This is a genomic window from Kribbella lupini (assembly GCF_039529595.1).
GTDB lineage: Bacteria > Actinomycetota > Actinomycetes > Propionibacteriales > Kribbellaceae > Kribbella > Kribbella lupini.
The window spans coordinates 18,843-37,116 of sequence record NZ_BAAANC010000004.1 but is presented as its reverse complement, the minus strand read 5'-3'; the positions used below and the strand labels follow the sequence as shown (position 1 = coordinate 37,116).

16 protein-coding genes are annotated in these 18,274 nt (G+C 70.7%); 11 read left to right on the top strand and 5 right to left on the bottom strand.

Annotated features, from left to right (window positions below; all coding sequences use genetic code 11):
* Genes ABD235_RS33125 through ABD235_RS33110 form a run of 4 tightly spaced genes read left to right on the top strand, consistent with a single transcriptional unit; the run spans window position 1 to window position 4,629 of the window.
* Window positions 1-954, top strand: a complete 954-nt coding sequence (locus ABD235_RS33125; RefSeq protein ID WP_344181429.1) for a thiamine pyrophosphate-dependent dehydrogenase E1 component subunit alpha — start codon at window positions 1-3, stop codon at window positions 952-954.
* Window positions 954-1,922, top strand: coding sequence for an alpha-ketoacid dehydrogenase subunit beta (locus tag ABD235_RS33120; RefSeq protein ID WP_344181427.1), 969 nt, complete (start codon window positions 954-956; stop codon window positions 1,920-1,922). Before ABD235_RS33125 ends, ABD235_RS33120 begins: the two co-directional genes overlap by 1 nt.
* Window positions 1,919-3,277, top strand: a complete 1,359-nt coding sequence (locus ABD235_RS33115; RefSeq protein WP_344181426.1) for an ATP-grasp domain-containing protein — start codon at window positions 1,919-1,921, stop codon at window positions 3,275-3,277. Before ABD235_RS33120 ends, ABD235_RS33115 begins: the two co-directional genes overlap by 4 nt.
* Window positions 3,268-4,629, top strand: coding sequence for a hypothetical protein (locus ABD235_RS33110; protein WP_344181424.1), 1,362 nt, complete (start codon window positions 3,268-3,270; stop codon window positions 4,627-4,629). Before ABD235_RS33115 ends, ABD235_RS33110 begins: the two co-directional genes overlap by 10 nt.
* 5 nt (window positions 4,630-4,634) lie before the next feature.
* Here the strand turns inward: ABD235_RS33110 and ABD235_RS33105 are convergent, their stop codons facing one another.
* Genes ABD235_RS33105 through ABD235_RS33090 form a run of 4 tightly spaced genes read right to left on the bottom strand, consistent with a single transcriptional unit; the run spans window position 4,635 to window position 9,144 of the window.
* Entirely contained in the window at window positions 4,635-5,609 is a 975-nt protein-coding gene (locus ABD235_RS33105; protein ID WP_344181422.1) for a methyltransferase, read from the bottom strand.
* Window positions 5,610-6,311: an SGNH/GDSL hydrolase family protein gene (locus ABD235_RS33100; protein ID WP_344181420.1), complete on the bottom strand. Its 702-nt coding sequence runs from the start codon at window positions 6,309-6,311 to the stop codon at window positions 5,610-5,612.
* A gap of 32 nt (window positions 6,312-6,343) precedes the next feature.
* Window positions 6,344-7,594, bottom strand: a complete 1,251-nt coding sequence (locus ABD235_RS33095; RefSeq protein ID WP_344181418.1) for an MFS transporter — start codon at window positions 7,592-7,594, stop codon at window positions 6,344-6,346.
* On the bottom strand, window positions 7,591-9,144 hold the full coding sequence (locus ABD235_RS33090) for a class I adenylate-forming enzyme family protein (protein WP_344181417.1): 1,554 nt from the start codon (window positions 9,142-9,144) through the stop codon (window positions 7,591-7,593). The genes ABD235_RS33095 and ABD235_RS33090 overlap by 4 nt, the downstream gene beginning before the upstream one ends.
* A 193-nt stretch (window positions 9,145-9,337) precedes the next feature.
* On the opposite strand from ABD235_RS33090, the gene ABD235_RS33085 reads away from it, so the two are divergent.
* The 6 genes from ABD235_RS33085 to ABD235_RS33060 all read left to right on the top strand — a co-directional run bounded on the left by ABD235_RS33085 (window position 9,338) and on the right by ABD235_RS33060 (window position 16,814).
* The gene (locus ABD235_RS33085) at window positions 9,338-10,642 is read left to right on the top strand and encodes an SGNH/GDSL hydrolase family protein (protein ID WP_344181416.1); all 1,305 of its coding nucleotides are present in this window, start codon (window positions 9,338-9,340) and stop codon (window positions 10,640-10,642) included.
* 6 nt (window positions 10,643-10,648) lie between these two features.
* Window positions 10,649-11,971, top strand: a complete 1,323-nt coding sequence (locus ABD235_RS33080; RefSeq protein ID WP_344181415.1) for a cytochrome P450 — start codon at window positions 10,649-10,651, stop codon at window positions 11,969-11,971.
* A 16-nt stretch (window positions 11,972-11,987) separates the two neighbouring features.
* Window positions 11,988-12,881, top strand: a complete 894-nt coding sequence (locus tag ABD235_RS33075; protein ID WP_344181414.1) for an alpha/beta hydrolase — start codon at window positions 11,988-11,990, stop codon at window positions 12,879-12,881.
* Window positions 12,871-14,268, top strand: a complete 1,398-nt coding sequence (locus ABD235_RS33070) for an alpha-hydroxy acid oxidase (RefSeq protein ID WP_344181412.1) — start codon at window positions 12,871-12,873, stop codon at window positions 14,266-14,268. The genes ABD235_RS33075 and ABD235_RS33070 overlap by 11 nt, the downstream gene beginning before the upstream one ends.
* Entirely contained in the window at window positions 14,261-15,544 is a 1,284-nt protein-coding gene (locus ABD235_RS33065) for an aminotransferase-like domain-containing protein (RefSeq protein ID WP_344181410.1), read from the top strand. Before ABD235_RS33070 ends, ABD235_RS33065 begins: the two co-directional genes overlap by 8 nt.
* Window positions 15,545-15,614: 70 nt before the next feature.
* Window positions 15,615-16,814, top strand: coding sequence for an MFS transporter (locus tag ABD235_RS33060; protein WP_344181408.1), 1,200 nt, complete (start codon window positions 15,615-15,617; stop codon window positions 16,812-16,814).
* A gap of 50 nt (window positions 16,815-16,864) precedes the next feature.
* On the opposite strand, the gene coaA is transcribed toward ABD235_RS33060, so the two are convergent.
* Window positions 16,865-17,815 carry a type I pantothenate kinase gene (gene coaA / locus ABD235_RS33055; protein WP_344181406.1) on the bottom strand — a complete coding sequence of 317 codons (951 nt, stop codon included), beginning with the start codon at window positions 17,813-17,815 and terminating at the stop codon, window positions 16,865-16,867.
* Between the two features lie 108 nt (window positions 17,816-17,923).
* Here coaA and ABD235_RS33050 point away from each other — a divergent pair, with 108 nt between their 5' ends.
* Complete coding sequence (locus ABD235_RS33050) at window positions 17,924-18,274, top strand: holo-ACP synthase (protein WP_344181404.1); 351 nt, start codon at window positions 17,924-17,926, stop codon at window positions 18,272-18,274.

Sequence of the window (18,274 nt, the reverse complement as noted above, 5' to 3'; positions counted from 1 at the left end):
ATGACGAGCACCGTCGACCTCTACCGGACCGTGCGACTGATCCGGCGCTTCGAGGAGCGGGCGATCTTCTTCGTCCGGTCCGGGGAGATCGTCGGTGGCATCCACCCGTACGTCGGGCAGGAGGCGATCGCGGCCGGCGTGTGCGCGGCGCTGCGCCCCGACGACGTGATCACCAGCACCCATCGCGGGCACGGTCACGTGCTCGCGAAGGGCGCCGACCCGGCCCGGATGCTGGCCGAGCTGATGGGCCGGGAGAGCGGACTGAACAAGGGCCGCGGCGGCTCCATGCACGCGGCCGACTTCGGCCTGGGCATCCTCGGCGCGAACGCGATCGTCGGCGCGGCCGGCTCGATCGCGACCGGCGCCGCCTGGGCGTACCAGCGCCAGGGCAAGAACCGCGTGGCCGCCACGTTCTTCGGCGACGGCGCGATGAACGAGGGGATGTTGCTGGAGGCCTTCAACCTGGCCGCGCTCTGGCGGGTCCCGGTGGTGTTCGTCTGCGAGAACAACGGCTACGCCACCACGATGCCGGTGGAGTCGGCGGTCGCGGGCAGCATCACCGGCCGGGCCCGGGCGTTCGGGATGCCGGCCTTCACGATCGACGGCCAGGATCCGGAGAAGGTGCTGGCGGCAACCACTGCCGCGGTCGGCCGGGCCCGGTCGGGCAAGGGGCCGACGTTCCTGGAGTGCACGACGTACCGGTTCGACGCGCACCACACGTTCGAGCACCGGGCCCGGCTGAACTACCGCAGTACCGAAGAGCTCTCGACTGGGCGGTCGCGGGACCCAGTGGAGATCCAGGGCGCACGGCTGGCTGCCGAGGAACGGGCAGCCGTGGATGCCGAGATCGAGGCCCTGCTCGATGCGGCGGCCGGGTTCGCGATGGGTTCCGCCCATCCTGACCCGGCTGCCGCTCTCGAGTTCTTGTACGCCTCACCGGAGGTGATGCGCTGATGCCCAAACTGTCGTACCTGAAGGCGTTGAACCGCGCGCTCGGTGACGAGCTGGCCGCCGACGAGTCGGTGTTCGTGCTCGGCGAGGACGTCCGGGTGGCGGCCTCGAACCTGACCGCCGGGCTGTTCGACCGGTTCGGACCGGAGCGCGTGCTGGACACGCCGCTGTCGGAGCAGGCGTTCACGAACTTCGCGACCGGCGCCGCGCTGGCCGGGCTGCGGCCGGTGATCGAGTTCCAGATCCCGTCGCTGCTGTTCCTGGTGTTCGAGCAGATCGCGAACCAGGCACACAAGTTCTCGTTGATGACCGGCGGGCAGTGCGAGGTGCCGGTGACGTACGTCGTCCCGGGGTCGGGATCGCGCACGGGATGGGCGGGGCAGCACTCCGATCATCCGTACAGCCTGTTCGCGCACGTGGGCGTCAAGACGGTGGTGCCGTCGTGCCCGGCCGACGCGTACGGGCTGCTGCTGTCGGCGATCCGGGACAACGACCCCGTGGTGCTCTTCGCGCCGGCGGGTGCGTTGGCGATCCGGGACGACGTCGAGTACGCCGACCTGAAGCCGGTGCCGCTGGGCGTCGGGCAGGTCGTGCGCGAAGGCGCCGACGTGACTGTCGTTGCCCTCGGCCACCTGGTGCAGGAGGCGGTGGCTGTTGCCGACGAGCTGCCGGGGCAGGTGGAGGTCTTCGACCCGCGGACGGTCTACCCGCTGGACGTCGACGGGCTCGCCGCGTCGGTGGCGAAGACCCGGCGGCTGGTGGTGATCGACGACTCGAACCGGACCAGCGGGTTCGCCGCGGAGGTGCTCGCCGTCGCGGCGGAGCGCTTCGACCTGGTCGCGCCGCCGCGCCGGGTGACTCGGCCGGACGGCGCGGTGCTGCCCTTCGCGCTGGCGCTCGACCGCGCGGTGCAGCCGGGACGCGATCATCTGGTCGCCGCGATTCATGCCGTACTGAAGGGGGAGCAGTGACTCAACGACCGTCGGCCGCCGAGTTGTGGCCGGTGCTGCCGGAGCCCGTGCGGGCCAAATTGCTTGCCTACGGCCACAAATACTGGGCGCAGGTGTACCACGACGTCGCGCTGCAGAACCAGAACTGGATCCCGCTGCGGTCTCCGGTCGGCACCCACGCGGCGTACGACGAGATGAACCGCGTCACCCAGCAGGTGTCGCGGCTCGTCCTGGAGTGCTGCCGGCGACGGGCCCGTACGGCGGGGGAGCTGCGCGAGCTGCTCGGCGTACCGGACGGCCGGATCCAGTTGCTCGACGACAGTGAACCGCTGACCGGGCGGCTGATCAACGCGATCCGCTCCGACCTGCTGCTCGAACGCGGCGTCCCGCGGATGGTCGAGTGCAACGTGGAGAGCGCGCTCGGCGGGGTGCTGGACGCGGACGGCGTGATCAAGCGGTGGATGGACGTGTACGTCGAGGAGCCGATGTTCCGCGACCTCAAGGCGGCCGCGCCGCCGTCGGCGGTCGACGCGCGCTTCGACGCGATCCGGGCCGACGTCGGGCCGGGCAAGGTGACGGCGATGCTGTTCACCGCGGGCGGCGGCTACCCGGGCGCGGACCGGCCGAACTACATGATCAACCGGCTGCAGCCCTTCGCCGACCGGGGCCGTGAGCTCGGGGTCGATCTCATCGTCTATCCGATCGAGTGGCTCGTGCAAGACGGCGAGGGACGGCTCCTTGCCGGTGAGCGGACGCTGGACGCGGTCTGGCGGATGTACGTCCCGACCTACGTGAGCGACAGCCCGGGGATGGACGCCGTCCGGGCCGCGCACGAGGCCGGGACGTTCCGGACGTACCTGCCGAGCGCGGTCTGGCTGCTGAGCAACAAGACGATCTTCGCCTGGCTGTGGGACGACGTCGACGACCTGCCGGACGAGGACGCCGAGGTGATCCGGGCGCACATCCCGCGGACGTGGGTGTACGGGCCCGAGCTGCGGCAGCGGGCGATCGACGACCGGGAACGGCTCGTGCTCAAGCCGACCGACGACTACGGCGGGCACGGCGTGTTCATCGGCCCGCTGACCTCGGACGAGGACTGGGTGGCCGCGCTCGACGCGGCCGCCGGGCCGCACATCCTCCAGGAACTGATCGAGGCGGACCCGCTGACCATGCAGTTCCTCCAGCCGTCGACCGGTGACGTCGTCGAGGCCGAGGTCTCGTACTGCGTCTCGACGTACCTGTTCGACCGGATCCCCGCGGGTGTCTTCACCCGCTTCTCGCCGCCCGGAGCCGGCGGCGTCGTGAACCTCACCCAGGGCGCGCTGACCGGTGGTCTGCTGCTCGTGGACGAAACGGAGCTGAAGCGATGGACCTGAGCTACGACTGGCGGGCCGAGCCCTTCGACGCCTGGGAGAAGGTGCCGGAGTCGTCCCGGGAGAAGGTGATCGCCGCCGGCCACGAGGACTGGAAGCGGGTCTTCGACCGGGTGCTCACCTTCAACCGGTCCTGGCGGCCGCTGCGCCCGGTCCTGATCGACCGCGCCCGGTACGACGAGCTGGGGCGCGTCATGGACCGGCTGCTCGGACTCGTCCTGGAGACCGCGTTGCGCCGGGCAACGACTGCCGGTGAGCTGCGGAAGTTGCTCGGGACACCGGACGGGCTGATCGAGTACCTGGACGACGACGAGGTGCTCGGCGAGCACCTGCTGCAGTCCGGGCGGCCCGACGTACTGATCAGTGGGGGGATCCCGAAGTTCGTCGAGTTCAACATCGGGAGCGAGGTCGGGTGCGTCTGGGACACCGAGGGAGTGTCGACGCGTTTCCTGGAGATGTTCCGGTCGCACGGGCTCGACTCGCTGATCCCGGTGGACGCACCGCCGTCGCCGGTCGACCAGCGCTACCGCGCGATCGTCGACCTGCTCGGGCTGGAGCCCGGGAGCCGGCTGACGATGGTGCTGCGGACCGAGGGGGAGTACCCGGGCAGCGACAACATCCCGGCGATCCTCAAGCTGCTCGACCCGTTCATCGAGCGCGGCAAGGCGTTCGGGCTCGACGTCGACGTGGCACCCGTGCACTGGCTGTCGAGCGACTCGGAAGGCCGGCTGGTCAACCAGGGCCGGTTGGTGGAGTCGGTGTTCCGGCTCTTCGTCTGCACGGACATGCCGCAGAACGAGGGGCAGGCGGCGCTGAAGGCCGCGGTCGCGTCCGGACAGTCGCGGCTGTTCACCTCGTCGGCGGGCTGGCTGCTCGCGAACAAGCTGCTGCTGGCCTGGCTGTGGGACGACCTCGAGCTGATGAGCGCCGACGACCAGGAGTTGGTCCGGCGACACGTCCCGTGGAGCCGGGTGATGACGCCCGAGCTGGTCGAGGCCGCGACCGAGCGGCAGACCGAGCTCGTGCTCAAGCCGGCGGACGAGTACGGCGGCTCCGGCGTACTGGTCGGGCACGAGTGCCCGGTCGACGAGTGGCGGGCCGGGCTGGCGGAGGCTGTCGCCGGGAACGGGTCGTTCCTGCTGCAGGACTACGTGCGGCCGGACCGGCTGACGATGGACTTCGTCCACGTGGAGACCGGCGAGCAGCTGCAGGCCGAGGTGCCGTACTCGGTCGGTCAGTACACGTTCGGGCGGCAGGCGGCCGGGTGCTTCCTCCGGGTCGGCTCGCACGAGCACGGCGAGGTCCTGAACCTGAAGCGGGCCGTGCACGTGACCGGCCCGCTGCTGGTCGAATGACGTGGTCAGGCGGTGTACTCGAGGGCGCGTGGTCCCGCCGGTGGGGTGTGGATGCCGGCGCGGCGCAGGCCGGCCGCGGCGGCCAGTTCGTCGTACTGGGCGAGCGTGCGCTCGCGGCCGTGTCCGAGCACCAGGACGATCAGGTCCATCGCGGTGAAGGCCGCCTGATGGGTGTCGGCCGCCTCGGCGACGAAGACCGAGCCGCCGGGACGCAGCGCCCGGCGGCACCGGGTCAGCACGTCGACCGCCTGGTCGTCCTCGAACGAGTGCAGCAGCATCCGGAGCAGGAACGCGTCGGCGCTCGGCAGCTCCAGCTCCAGCACGTTGCCGGCGAGGATGTCGCAGCGGCCGGTCAGTCCGGCCTGCTCGAACCGCTGCCGGGCGCTGTCGACGCTGGTCGGCAGCTCGACGAGCGTGCCGCGCATCTGCGGGGTGGCCGCCAGGATCGCCGCCAGCTGGACGCCGGTGCCGCCGCCGACGTCGACCAGGTGCTCGAACCGGCTCCAGCCGATCGCGCGGACCAGCAGCACGGCCTCGTTGCGGGTGTTGGCCTCCATCAGCTGGTCGTACGACGCGGCGGCTGCCGCGTCGAGGCTGGTCTTGTTGGCCGCGATCTGGGGTCCGCCACGCCGTACGACGTCGAGCAGGTCCAGGTGCGCTCGGTCCATCGTCGCGCCGTACCCGGTCTGGTCGAGCCAGCGGCGGGCGGCGCTCGGGTCGTCGTCGAGCAGCCAGCGCGCGGTCTCGCCGAGCGCGAAGCGGTCGTCTTCGAGAGCCTCGAACACGCCGCGGGCCGCCAGGTAGCGCAGGACGCGGCCGAGGGCGTCGGCGTCGGCGTGCGTGGCGAGGGCCAGGTCCTTGAGGTCGAGCGGTCCTTCCGCGAGGTGGTCGGCAATGCGCAGGGTCGCGACGGTCCGTAAAGCCATCGGGGTGACCAGATCGGTCATCGCCCAGAATTCGAGCAGTCCGAGCGTCGTCATTCAGCGGCCTCTCTGCGGGATATTTGTGGATTTCTTCAATTGACGCTTTCGCGCGCCCAGAATGCGAATTGTCTCGGCCGCCGCGACGGCGTCGCTGCGTGCATTTCCGTGCCGTCCGTCGCTGGAATACAACCCGGGGTCGGTGGACAGCGGGTGCGTGGTCAGGTGCACGTGGATCGTGCCGTGCGACTCGGCCAGTGCGCGGGTGCGCTCGGACAGCAGCCGCATGCGCTGGTGCAGGCCCGGGCGGAGCCAGCTCTGAATCGCCGGGCTGGCCGAGACGTCGAACATGCCGAGCGTGACGACGTCGGCTCCTGCTGCCTGGAGGGCGGTGATCATGGCTGTCAGTTCGGCGTCCACGCGGTCGGCGTCGTACCGGGCGCTGAAGGCGTCGTTGCCGCCGCCGACCACGAGCGCCAGGTCGGGCTGGAAGGCCAGCGCCGCGTCCAGTTGGGTCTGACGGATCTCGTGGGCGCGGAGGCCGCTGACGCCGAGGTTGAGGTACTTCAGCTCGGGCGCTGCCGCGGTGAGCTCGGCGGCGAGGCGGTCCGCCCACTGGAGGTCGCTGTAACCCTCGAGGGGCTCGCAGAGGCCTTCGGCGACGCTGTCACCCAGTACGACGAAGCGGCGCCAGGGGTGGTCGGCGAGAAGCTCGGCGCTCTCGCCGGGGCGGAGGCAGTAGGGGTCGGTGTCCTCGGTCATCGGGCCTCCCGGCCTGGGGTCGGGGAGCGCGCTCAAGCGGGCTCCTCCTCGGGCTTGCGGCCGCCGCTGAACTGCGGGCTGGAGTCGGGCCGGCGGTAGAGCTGGACGACGGGGATCAGGGTGGCGAGCAGGAAGAGGCTGCCGGACAGGAGGAGGGCCGGGCGCAGTCCGAGCGCGGAGGCGCTCCAGCCGCCGAGCAGGCTGCCCACCGGGATGCCGGCGAAGGTCATCGCGCCGATCACGCCGAACACCCGGGTCTGGAGGGCCGGCGGGACCCGCCCGAAGAGCGTGGCGCCGATGACCGGATTGAGCGAGGCGTTGGCGATGCCGCAGAGGAAGCTGACCGACACGACAAGCCAGACCGTGTCCGACAGCCCCATGGTCAGCAGGCGCGGCGCCCCACCGATGAGGGCCCCGATGACGAACGCCCGGTACGGCGGGATGCGGTCGGCATACACGGTGAAGATGACGTTGCCGAGCAGGGCGCCACCGGCGAACCCACCGAACAGCAGCCCCAGCACCACCGGCGACCCGACGACCTCCTCGACCCACAGCGGCGTGTAGACAGCCGCGCTGGCCTGCCCGAACACGTTGATCGCGAACGTCATCAGCATCATGCCGATCAGCACCTGGTCCCCGCGCAGGAACGAGAACCCACCCCGCAGAGCGGTCCAGTACGGCTCGCTGGACGGCTTCTCCTCGGTAGTGGTCTCGGCCGGCAGTTGCACCAAGGTGGCCACCAGAACCGCGCAGGCGAGGAAGCTGAACGCGTCGGCCCAGAGGGCTCCGTGGGTGCCCAGGGCGGCGATCAGGAGGCCTCCCAGCGGGGCTCCTACCAGCGTGGCTGATCGGCTGAGGCCCTCGTACAGGGAGGTGATGCGAAGCATGGGGACTTCGCACTGCTCCGCCAGTGGGCGGAGCATGACGTGCTTGACGCGGTCGCCGATGCCTCGCAGCGAGCCGCCGACGGCGACCAGCAGGGCGAGCTGCAGGAACGTCGTCCCGGGGATCACGATGATCGCGATCAGCGCGAGGGCGCTGCCGACGTCGGCGACGATCGACGTCCGGCGGTGGCCGAAGCGGTCGGCGAGCGGTGCGGCGAGAACTCCGGTGAGCGCGTACGGGAGCATCTCGGCGGCGGCGATCACGCCCATCTTCGCGGCGCTGCCGGTGGTCGTGAGGACGAGCCAGGGGATCGCGACGGCCGAGACCCTGCTGCCCAGCGCGGACAGGATGTCCGCGGTGAAGAGGCTGATCAGCGCCGTACGGGGGGACGTCTTCATGTCGCGTGCCGGGCGCGCAGGGCGACCTTGTCGACCTTGTGGGCCGACGTCAGCGGGAGCTCGTCGAGCCACTCGATCGACCGCGGCACCCACATGTCGTTGAACTCGTCCCGCACCGCCGCCCGCAGCTCGGCCGCGTCGACCGCGGCGCCGGCGTACCGGACGACGTACGCGTGCGGCACCTCACCGAACTCCTCGTCCGGTACGCCGACCACCGCCGCGGCGCGGACCCCCGGCTGCGCCTGCAGCAGGTCCTCGATCGGGCGGCAGTAGACGTTCCAGTTGCTCGCTCCGGTGACGATCGTGTCCTGCACCCGGTCGACGACGTACAGGTACCCGTCGGCGTCCAGGTAGCCCAGGTCGCCGGTCCGGACCCAGCCGTCGACGATGGCCCGCTCGGTCAGGTCCGGCCGCCCCCAGTAGCCCGCGAACCGCAGCTTGCTGGTCGCGTAGATCTCGCCGGTCTCGCCGGCAGGCAGTGCCTTGCCGGAGGCGTCCCGGATCTCCACCCGCACGTCCCCGTACGGCGTACCGGACGACCGCAGCCGCTCGGGGTGCTCCGGGTCCTCGGTGAGCCCCGGCTGGGCCGTGACGACGATGACCTCGCTCAGCCCGTACACGATCCGTAGCACCGGCCCGAACCGCGCGATGGCCTGCCGCAGCCGTGACGGCGCGGCCGGTCCGGCTCCGACGTTCAGCATGAACAGGCTGCTCACGTCGGTCGTCGCCAGGTCCGGGTGGTCGAGCAGCTGGTACAGCAGTGGCGGTGACACGTACGTCGAGTTGATCCGCTCGCGCTGGATCGTGGCCAGCGCGCGGCCGGCGTCCCACTGGTCCTCGACGTACAGGACGCCGCCTTGGAACAGGTTGAAGAAGCTGGTGATCTGCCCGCTCGCGAACGCCATCGGCGAGTGCGACAGGTGCCGCAGCACCGGCAGCCCGGCGGCCAGGTAGTCCGCGGCCAGCGTCAGGATCTGCTCGTAGAACGCTTGCCGGTGATGCACCAGCTTCGGCTCGCCGGTCGTGCCGCTGGTCTGCAGGCAGGTGGCCGGTTCGGCGTCGTCGTACTCGGCGGTGAAGGTCCCCGACGGCGGCCGCAGCAGGTCGGGCCCGAGTCCGCCAGGGCCCAGGCAGTGCACCGGTACGCCGAGCTGCACGGCCAGGCGCTCGCCCAGCACGGCTTTGCTCGTCGCGTCGTACACGAACACGTCCGGCCTGGACAGCCGCGCGAACGCCTCGATCTCCCGGCGCCCGGCGATCGGCGCGATCCACATGCTCCGCGCACCGACCAGGTGCAGCGCCAGCTGGAGAGCGGGCAGCTCCAAGGTGTTCCCGGCCAGCACCAGCACGCCGGTGCCCGGACCGACGCCGCGCTCCTGCAGCGTCGCGGCCAGATCGAGCACCTGAGCGCGGAGCTCGGTGTAGCTGAGCCGGCGGTCCCCGGCGACGATCGCGGGCCGGTCGCCGTAGCCGGCGAACAGGCCGAGCGCGGTCACCACGTAGGAATCGGAATGCTCCAGGTTTTCGCCCACCACGAGATCGACCGACATGGCACCCCACCCTTCTCGATCCGGGCAGGACTGTACTCGGGGAATTACCCGGCGACCAGATTTCGGGTGAATTCAAGTGGCCGATTAAAAGTATCCGTTGACGTTACAGCTTTCCGGAACTAGGTTGCCGACACCGCCACTCGCGCCGGGTATTTCTTGCCCCGCGCGCTTCAACCCAATGGGGGGTTGTTCCATGCGCATTCCCAGTACCGTCCGAACGGCCGCGCTCGCCGCCGCCGTCTCGCTGGCCGGATCAGCACTGGTCTTCACCGGATCCGAGGCCCGGAGCACCGACACGTCGTCGTCCGGCGTCCAGGGGGGCAGGTCCACGTGGGTCGGCAGTTGGTCGGCCGGCATCACCAAGCCCGAGGCCGCCGGCTTCAGTGCCACCGGGCTGACCGACCAGAGCGCCCGGTACGTCGTCCGCCCGTCGGTCGGCGGCGACAAGGTCCGGATCCGGTTCACCAACATCTACGGCGACCGGCCGGTCCAGATCGGCGCCGCGACCGTTGCCAAGGCGGACGCCGCCACTCCGGCGATGTCCGACCTCGACCCGGCCTCGAAGCGCACGCTGACCTTCGGCGGCAAGACCACCGCCACGATGAACAAGGGCGCCGAGCTGCTCAGCGACCCGGTCAACCTGCGCGTCCCGGACCTGGCCACGCTGGTGATCAGCGTCTACTACCCGACCGCGACCGGGCCGACCACCTGGCACGCGCAGTCGTTCCAGGAGAACTACTACGGGCCGGGCAACCTGACCGACGAGACCACCGGTACGGCGTACACGACCACCCGGCCGTGCTGCTGGACGTTCCTGGCCGGCGTCGACGTGCAGACCTCCGACGCCGACGGCTCGGTCGTCGTGCTCGGCGACTCGATCGCGGAGGGCGTCGGCAGCACGGCGAACGCGAACAACCGCTGGCCCGACCAGCTCGCCGAGCGGCTGGCCGCCGACCCGCGCCGCGGCAGCGCCGGCGTCCTGAACGTCGGCCTGTCCGGCAGCCGGCTGACCCGTGACGGCACCGACCCGATCCTGGGCTCGCCCGGGTTCGAGCAGCTCGGCCTGAACGCACTGGCCCGGCTGAACGAGGACGTCCTGGCCCAGACCCGTCCGGAGACGGTGATCACCCACCTCGGGATCAACGACCTGTGGATGGACGGCGTCTCCGCCGACAAGATCATCGCGGCGCTGCAGCAGATCGACGCGCAGCTGGAGGAGCGCGGGATCCGCAGCCTGGGTGCCACCATCACGCCGTACGAGGGCTTCACCACGCCCGGCGGCTGGACCGCGGAGAAGGAGGCGAACCGGCAGGCGGTCAACTCCTGGCTGCGCAACTCGCACACCTTCGACGGGGTGATCGACTTCGACAAGGTGGTCCGCGACCCGGCCGCGCCGAGCAAGCTGAACGCCGCCTACGACTCCGGCGACCACATCCACCCGAACGAGGCGGGCTACCAGGCGATGGCGAACTCGATCCCGTTGCAGCTGGTCCGGTGAGTTGAGATGACCACCGCCGCCCAGGTGCTGCAAGGACTGTTCAGCGCAGAAGGTCTCGAGGACCCTTATCGGTACTACACCGAGCTGCGAAGGCACGGTCCCGTCTCCCTCATCGGGGGCAGCGGCCCCTACGCGGCGGTGGTCACCGGGTACGACGCGGTGAACCAGGTGCTGCGGGACCCGCGGGTGCGCGTCACCGACGACGCCTTCACCGACTCGCACGGCGGAGCGGCCTGGCGAGAGCATCCGCTGCTTGCGGCGCTCAACAACTCGATGATGTACAGCAACGGCGAGCGGCACGTGCGGGCTCGGCGGCTGTTCCAGCAGGTGTTCACGCCACGGCGTGTGCAGGAGCTGGAGCCGGCGATGGTCGCGCAGATCTCGGCGCTGATCGACGGGCTGGAAGCCCGGCTCGCGGCGGAGGGGGAGGTGGACTTCATGGCGGAGTTCGCCTATCTGCTGCCGAGCTCGGTGGTCGCGGCGTTGCTCGGGATTCCCGCGGAGGACCTGGTCTGGTTCCGGCCGCGGGTGCAGCGGATCAACGAGTTCCTGGACGTGACGGGCAAGACCGCGGAGGTCCTGCGGCGGGCGGACGAGGCGACGGTTGAGCTGAGCAACTACTACCGGCGGTTGATCGCCGTACGGCGTGCTGAGCCTGCGGACGATCTGATCAGCCGGTTGGTTGCCGAGGACTCCGATGTGTCGGACGAGGAGCTGGTGTGCAACCTGCTGGTCCTGTTCAACGCCAGCTTCGTGACGACGATCCACCTGCTGGGCAACGGCTTGTCGCTACTGCTGGCCCATCCGGAGCTGCGCTCGTGCCCGGTGGAGCCGTTCGTCGAGGAAGTGCTCCGGTACGAGTCGCCGGTGCAGTTCGTGGCTCGGTACGCCGAGGACGTGATCGAGGTCGCCGGGACGACGATCCCGCCGAAGGAGGTGGTCCTGGTGATGCTCGGGGCCGCCAACCGGGACCCGGAGAGCTTCTCGGACGCCGACCGCTTCGAACCGGCCCGCTTCTTGCCGGATCCGAAGACCCACACCGCGGAACGCAGAGCGGCCGTGGGTGTTGCACGCGGCGCCGGAGGCGACGCGGATCGGGGGCGCGCCGCCTCACCCCCCATCCCCACGGGTGCGCGACCTCTGAGTTTCGGAGCGGGACCACACTTCTGCCTGGGTGCCGCGCTCGCCCGGGCTGAGGCGCAGTTGGCGTTTCCGTTGTTGATGGAGCGGCTGCCGGGGCTCCGGGCGGCGCGGGCGCCGGTGCGGTACCCGCAGCAGTTCCTTCGGGGGTACGAGTCGATGCCAGTGGAGGTGTGCGATGCCCCTTGACCCGCAGGTGGAAGCGATGCGTGCTCAGCGCGCGGCGGACGGCGTACCGCAGCTCTACACCCAGACCCTCGCCGAGGCGCGCGCCGCGGACCTCGCGTCCATCCAGGCCGCCGGCGGCGAGGTCGAGCACGTGCACTCCGTCGAGGACGCGTTCGTCGACGAACTCGGTCTGCCGCTGCGGATCTACCGCCCGGAGGGCGACGGCCCGATGCCGACGCTCGTCTACTTCTTCGGCGGCGGCTGGACGCTCGGCAGCATCGAGACCGCCGACGGCATCTGCCGCCGGCTCGTCAACGCCGCCGGCTGCCAGGTCATCACCGTCGGCTACCACCTGGCGCCCGAGCACCCGTTCCCGACGGCCGTCCATGATTGCCACCGCGCAACGGCCTGGATCGCCAAAGCCCCGTTCGTCGACCCCGAACGGATCGTCGTCGGCGGAGACAGCGCCGGCGGCAACCTCACCGCGGCCACCACTTTGCTTGCCCGAGACAACGGTCCCGCGCTCGCCGGGCAGCTCCTGGTCTACCCCAACACGCTGTACGGCTCGGACACCCCGTCGATGCGTGCCGGCGTCGATCCGCACCTCTTCAACCAAACGTCGGTCAACTGGTACTGGAAGCACTACCTCACCGACCCCGCCCAGGGCCGCGACCCACTGGCATCCCCGCTGCTCGCCGAGTCCCACGCCGGCCTCCCACCGGCCTTGGTGATCACCGCCGAGTACGACCCGCTGCGCGACGAGGGCGAGTTCTACGCCGAGAAGCTGTACGCCGCGGGAGTCCCGACCACGTTGACCCGGTACGACGGCATGGTCCACGGCTTCTTCGCGATGGCAGGCACGCTCGACGGCGGCCGCCGAGCAATCGCCGAGGCGGCGACGTGGCTGAGGGAGATCTTCAGTGGGGATTGAGCCGGTCGCCCCCGAAGCCGAGCGCGCTCCGCGCGCCGACGCGCCGGTCGCGCCGCGCACCCCCGCCTCCGAGCTCGACGCTGCGCCCGCGCCCGCCTTCGCGCTCGACGTTGCGCCCGCGCCCGCCTCCGCGCTCGACGCTGCGCCCGCGCCCGCCTCCGCGCTCGACGCTGCGCCCGCGCCCGCCTCCGCGCTCGCGCCCGCCTCCGACCCCCCGCCCACTTCCGTTTCCGACCGGGCTCCCACCTCCGCCCCCGACGGCGTGCCCCGCCCCTTCCCTGCCCAACTCCAGGTGGGCAGCCCGGTGGGGCCGACGGCTGCGGCGGTGATGGAGCCTGTGCGGGCGGCGTGTCTGGCCGAGTACGAGGCGCTCGCCACCGGAGTGCTTTCTGGGGCGGTCAGCGACTTCATCTCTGGTGGGAGCGGTGCCGAGCTGACCTTGCGGGCCAATCGGTCTGCGCTTGATCGGGTCCGGATCACCCCTCGGGTGATGGCTGGAGCCGAGCGCGCTGATCCGGCGAGCCGGCTGGTGGGGACGGCGGCGGCGATGCCGGTTGCGGTAGCGCCGATGGCCTACCAGCGGTTGGTGCATCCCGAAGGCGAGCTGGAGCTGGCTCGGGCTGCAGCCGCAGCGGGTGTGCCGTACGTGGTCTCGACCTTGAGCAGCTATCCGTTGGAGAAGATCCCGGGGGAGTGCTGGTTCCAGCTGTACTGGTTGCGGGACCGGCGGCAGGTCGAAGCGCTCGTCGATCGGGCGGCCGGATGTTCGGCGTTGGTGGTGACGGTGGACGTGCCGGTGATGGGCCGCCGGTTGCGCGACGTACGGAACGGGTTCGCGCTGCCCGATGACGTCGTGGCGGCGAACCTCGAGACCACGCGAGAAGCGCATGCCGCAGTGCCGGGGCTGTCGGCAGTAGCGGCGCACACGGCGTCCGCGTTCTCGCCGACGGTGTCCTGGGAAGACCTGGAGTGGCTGAAGAACAGAACCGAGTTTCCCCTGGTGGTGAAGGGGATCCTGGACCCGCGAGACGCGAAGCGGGCGGTGGACGTCGGCGCGAGTGCGGTGGTGGTGTCCAACCACGGCGGGCGTCAGCTGGACGGCGCCATCGCCTCGATCGACGCGTTGCCGGGCGTGGTCGATGCGGTGGGCAACGAGATCGACGTGCTGATGGACTCCGGCATCCGGAGCGGTACCGACGTGCTCAAGGCACTCGCCGTCGGCGCGAGCGGCGTACTGGTCGGACGACCGTTGCTGTGGGCCTTGGCCGTCGATGCCTGCGACGAGGCGTTAGGACTGCTGAGGACCGAGCTGACCGACGCGATGCTGCTGGCCGGCTGCGCGGACCTCGCGGCCGTCAAGGAACTGAGTTGGAGGAACGATGGCTGACCTCGACGTCGCGGACCTGCACGGCGCCCTCACCGACAAGGCGCTGAACTCGATGAACTTCCTCAACGAGGTCGCACAGCACTACCCGGACGCGATCTCGCTCGCCGCCGGCCGCCCCGCGGAGGAGTTCTACGCGATCGAGGACCTGCACTCCTACCTCGACACCTTCTGCGAGTACCTGCGCGACGAGCTCGGGTACGACGAAGCGGCGGTGCGCCGGACCGTCTTCCAGTACGGCCGGACCAAGGGCATCGTGCACCGCCTGGTCGCGCGGAACCTGCTCGCCGACGAAGGCGTCACCGTCGACCCCGAGGCGCTCGTGGTCACGGTCGGCTGCCAGGAGGCGATGGTGCTCGCGCTGAGGGCCCTGCGCAAGGATTCCGGCGACGTGCTGCTCGCGGTCGAACCGGCGTACGTCGGCATCACCGGCGCGGCCCGCCTGCTCGACCTGCCGGTCCTACCGGTTGCCGGAGGCAACGATGGGATCGACCTGGAGGACCTGGTTGCCGTGGTCAAGGCCGCCAGGGCCGACGGGCTGCGACCGCGGGCGTGCTACGTGATGCCGGACTTCGCGAACCCGTCCGGGCTGAGCCTCGACCTGGAGACGCGGCAACGACTGCTCGACGTCGCGGCCGAGCAGGACCTGCTGCTGCTCGAGGACAACCCGTACGGGCTGTTCCCCGCCGAAGGCGTCGATCGCGTGCCGACGCTGAAGGCGCTCGACACCGACCGGCGGGTGATCTACCTCGGCTCGTTCGCCAAGACCGCGCTGCCCGGCGCCCGCGTCGGGTACGTCGTCGCCGACCAACTCGTCGCGCACCCGGACGGCACGACCAGCCTGCTCGCCGACGAGCTGTCGAAGATCAAGAGCATGGTCACCGTCAACACCTCCGCGATCGGTCAGGCGATGATCGGTGGCAAGCTGCTCCAGCACGACTGCAGCCTGGTCGCGGCGAACCAGCGCGAGCGTTCGACGTACGCCGCGAACCTCCGCGCGCTGACCGAGGGCCTCGCTGCTCGATTTCCTGACGGCGAGGTCACCTGGAACGTCCCGTCCGGCGGCTTCTTCCTGGTCGTCACGGTCCCGTTCGTGGTCGACGACGCGCTGCTGGCGAAATCGGCGCAGGAGTACGGCGTGCTGTGGACGCCGATGGGCCACTTCTACGACGGCGACGCTCCGATCCGCGCGCTGCGGCTGTCCTGCAGTTCGGTTACCCCGGCCGAGATCGAGCCGGCCCTGGACCGGTTGGCCGCGCTGATCCGCGACCAGCTCTGACCAACTGGTCCTCTACTCGGTCGGCCAACTGGATCTGTCTGCGAGACCGGTTCGTTCCTAGCGTGGTCGTATGACCAGCCTCGCTTGTGAACCCACCGTCGCGCCGCGGCCCGACCGCCTCGTCACCGCGCAGTTCGTGCGGCTGCTGCTGGTGACCTTCGGCTCCGGCCTGAGCATGTACCTGCTGACCTCGGTCGTCCCGCTCTACCTGGCGGCGTCGGGGTCCGGCGGGATCGGCGCCGGCCTGTCGACCGGCGCGATGATGTTCGCCGCGGTCGCCGTCGAACTCGTCGTACCGGCGACGCTGCGCCGCCTCGGCTACCGCGCGACGCTGGCGATCGGGCTGGTCCTGCTCGGAGCGCCGAGCCTGCTGCTGATCCTCACCTCGTCGCTGCCGCTGGTCCTGGCCGTCTGCGTGATCCGCGGCGCCGGTCTGGCGATCATGGTCGTCGGCGCCGTCGCGCTGGTCGCCGAGCTCACTCCGCCCGGCCGCCGCGGCGAAGCACTTGGCGTGTACGGCGTGGTGGTGGGCCTCCCGGCCGCACTCGGTCTGCCGCTCGGCGTCTACCTGACCGGCGTGGTCGGCTTCGAGACCTTGTTCGTGCTGGCCGCGGTCTGCTCGCTCGCCGGGCTCGCCGTACTGCCTGGTGGGCCGGCGCGTGCGACCGACGACGAGCACCACGTGAAGGTGCTCGGCGGTCTCCGGGGCAGCGGCCTGCTGATGCCGGCCGGAGTCTTCGCCGCGGTAACCCTTGCCGCAGGCATCAGCGTCACCTTCCTCCCGCTGGCCTCGCACAACCACACCCTGATCGCGACCGCCCTGCTGATCCAGGCCGTGGCCGCGCCCGCCGCCCGCTGGCTCGCAGGCTGGTTCGGCGACCGCATCGGCCCGCGCCGCCTGCTAGTACCGGCCCTCGTCCTGGCGGCCGCAGGAGCAGGAGCCCTAGCATTCGTCGGTACGCCGGCAGCAGTGCTCGCAGGAGCAGCACTCTTCGGCACCGGCTTCGGCGCAGCCCAGAACCTGACCCTCGCGATCATGTACGACCGCTCACCCCGCTCCCGCTACGGCCAGGTCAGCGCCCTCTGGAACCTCGCGTACGACGGCGGCTGGGGCGCCGGCGCCATCCTCTTCGGCTTCGTCGTAGCCGGCACCGGCTACCCCACAGCCTTCGCGCTCACCTCCGCAATCGTCGCGCTGGCGGTCCTCCCCGCAGCCAAGAGGCCGACTTTGTGCACCGGCCAGCCGTCGAACGACCGAAATCATGGCTGAACGGTGCTCAAAGTGGCGGGAGAGAGGAGGGGAGGGGAGGGGGCGTTGGGTTAGAGCTTGCGGAGGCGGACCCAGCGGACGGCGTGGTCGGCGCCCTTGCGGAGGACCAGGGTGGCTCGGGAGCGGGTGGGGAGGATGTTCTCGCGCAGGTTCGGGCCGTTGATGCCGTCCCAGAGGGACTCGGCCTTGGCGATCGCCTCGCCGCGGCTGAGCTCGCCGTAGCGGACGAAGTAGGACTCGGGGTTGCGGAACGCGGTCTCCCACAGCTTCAGGAAGCGGTGGACGTACCAGGAGCGGATGTCGTCGGCGGCGGCGTCGACGTACACGGAGAAGTCGAAGAAGTCGCTGACCGCCAGCCCGCTCTTGCCGTCGGCGTGACGGGGGGCCGGTTGCAGGACGTTCAGGCCCTCGAGCAGCAGGATGTCGGGCTGCTCGACGGTCGTCCGGACGCCCTCCAGCCGGTCGTAGTGCAGGTGCGAGTAGACCGGTGCGCCGACGTTGTCCATCCCGGACTTCACCTCGACCACGAAGCGCAGCAGCGCCTTGCGGTCGTAGGACTCCGGGAAGCCCTTGCGCAGCATCAGTCCGCGGCGCTCGAGCTCGGCGTTCGGCCAGAGGAAGCCGTCGGTGGTGACGAGCGCGACGCGGGGGTGCTCGGGCCAGCGGGCCAGCAATTCGCGGAGCAGTCGCGCGGTGGTCGACTTGCCGACGGCAACCGAGCCGCCGATGCCGATCACGAACGGGGTCCGGGTCGCGGTGTGGCCGAGGAAGCTCTCGGTGTCGGTGTGCAGCGCACGGGCGTGCCGGACGTACAGCGACAGGATCCGCGACAGCGGCAGGTAGACCTCGCGCACCTCGTCGATGTCGATCTCGTCGCCGAGGCCGCGCAACCGCTCGATCTCCTCGGCGGTCAGCGGCGACTCGGTGGTCTCGGCCAGTTGCGCCCAGGCGGCCCGGTCCAGCTCGGTGTAGGGAGTCACCTCCCGCGGCGGCTGCAGCATGGGCCCCATTGTTCCCACACCGGCGAGGGCTACGCTGACCGGCATGTGCGGCACTGACTCTGCGGGTGTGGTAGTTGTCACATCAGGAACCCTGTCCGGACCCCTCGCGTGATCGTCGGCGTGGGGATCGACGTCGTCGACGTCGAGCGCTTCATGAAGACGCTGGAGCGGACGCCGGGGCTGCGCGACCGGGTGTTCACCCCGGCCGAGGCGGTCCGGCCGCCGGCGTCGCTCGCGGCCCGGTTCGCGGCCAAGGAGGCGCTCGCCAAGGCGCTGGGCGCCCCGGGCGGGATGCACTGGCACGACGCGGAGGTCCGCAGCGACGAGACCGGCCGGCCGTGGCTGGAGGTCACCGGGACGGTCGCGGCGAAGGCCTCCGAGCTGGGCGTGCAGAGCCTGCACCTGTCGCTGAGTCACGACGCGGGGATCGCGTCGGCGGTCGTCGTACTGGAGGGCTGA

Bases quoted from the DNA above. Each gene is read 5' to 3' on its own strand.
- ABD235_RS33095 (WP_344181418.1), bottom strand. From the start codon at position 7,594: ATGAAGACGTCCCCCCGTACGGCGCTGATCAGCCTCTTCACCGCGGAC.
- ABD235_RS33065 (WP_344181410.1), top strand. From the start codon at position 14,261: ATGGCTGACCTCGACGTCGCGGACCTGCACGGCGCCCTCACCGACAAG.
- ABD235_RS33060 (WP_344181408.1), top strand. From the start codon at position 15,615: ATGACCAGCCTCGCTTGTGAACCCACCGTCGCGCCGCGGCCCGACCGC.
- ABD235_RS33090 (WP_344181417.1), bottom strand. From the start codon at position 9,144: ATGTCGGTCGATCTCGTGGTGGGCGAAAACCTGGAGCATTCCGATTCC.
- ABD235_RS33110 (WP_344181424.1), top strand. From the start codon at position 3,268: ATGGACCTGAGCTACGACTGGCGGGCCGAGCCCTTCGACGCCTGGGAG.
- ABD235_RS33125 (WP_344181429.1), top strand. From the start codon at position 1: ATGACGAGCACCGTCGACCTCTACCGGACCGTGCGACTGATCCGGCGC.
- ABD235_RS33105 (WP_344181422.1), bottom strand. From the start codon at position 5,609: ATGACGACGCTCGGACTGCTCGAATTCTGGGCGATGACCGATCTGGTC.
- ABD235_RS33085 (WP_344181416.1), top strand. From the start codon at position 9,338: ATGCGCATTCCCAGTACCGTCCGAACGGCCGCGCTCGCCGCCGCCGTC.
- ABD235_RS33120 (WP_344181427.1), top strand. From the start codon at position 954: ATGCCCAAACTGTCGTACCTGAAGGCGTTGAACCGCGCGCTCGGTGAC.
- ABD235_RS33075 (WP_344181414.1), top strand. From the start codon at position 11,988: ATGCGTGCTCAGCGCGCGGCGGACGGCGTACCGCAGCTCTACACCCAG.
- ABD235_RS33080 (WP_344181415.1), top strand. From the start codon at position 10,649: ATGACCACCGCCGCCCAGGTGCTGCAAGGACTGTTCAGCGCAGAAGGT.
- coaA (WP_344181406.1), bottom strand. From the start codon at position 17,815: ATGCTGCAGCCGCCGCGGGAGGTGACTCCCTACACCGAGCTGGACCGG.
- ABD235_RS33100 (WP_344181420.1), bottom strand. From the start codon at position 6,311: ATGACCGAGGACACCGACCCCTACTGCCTCCGCCCCGGCGAGAGCGCC.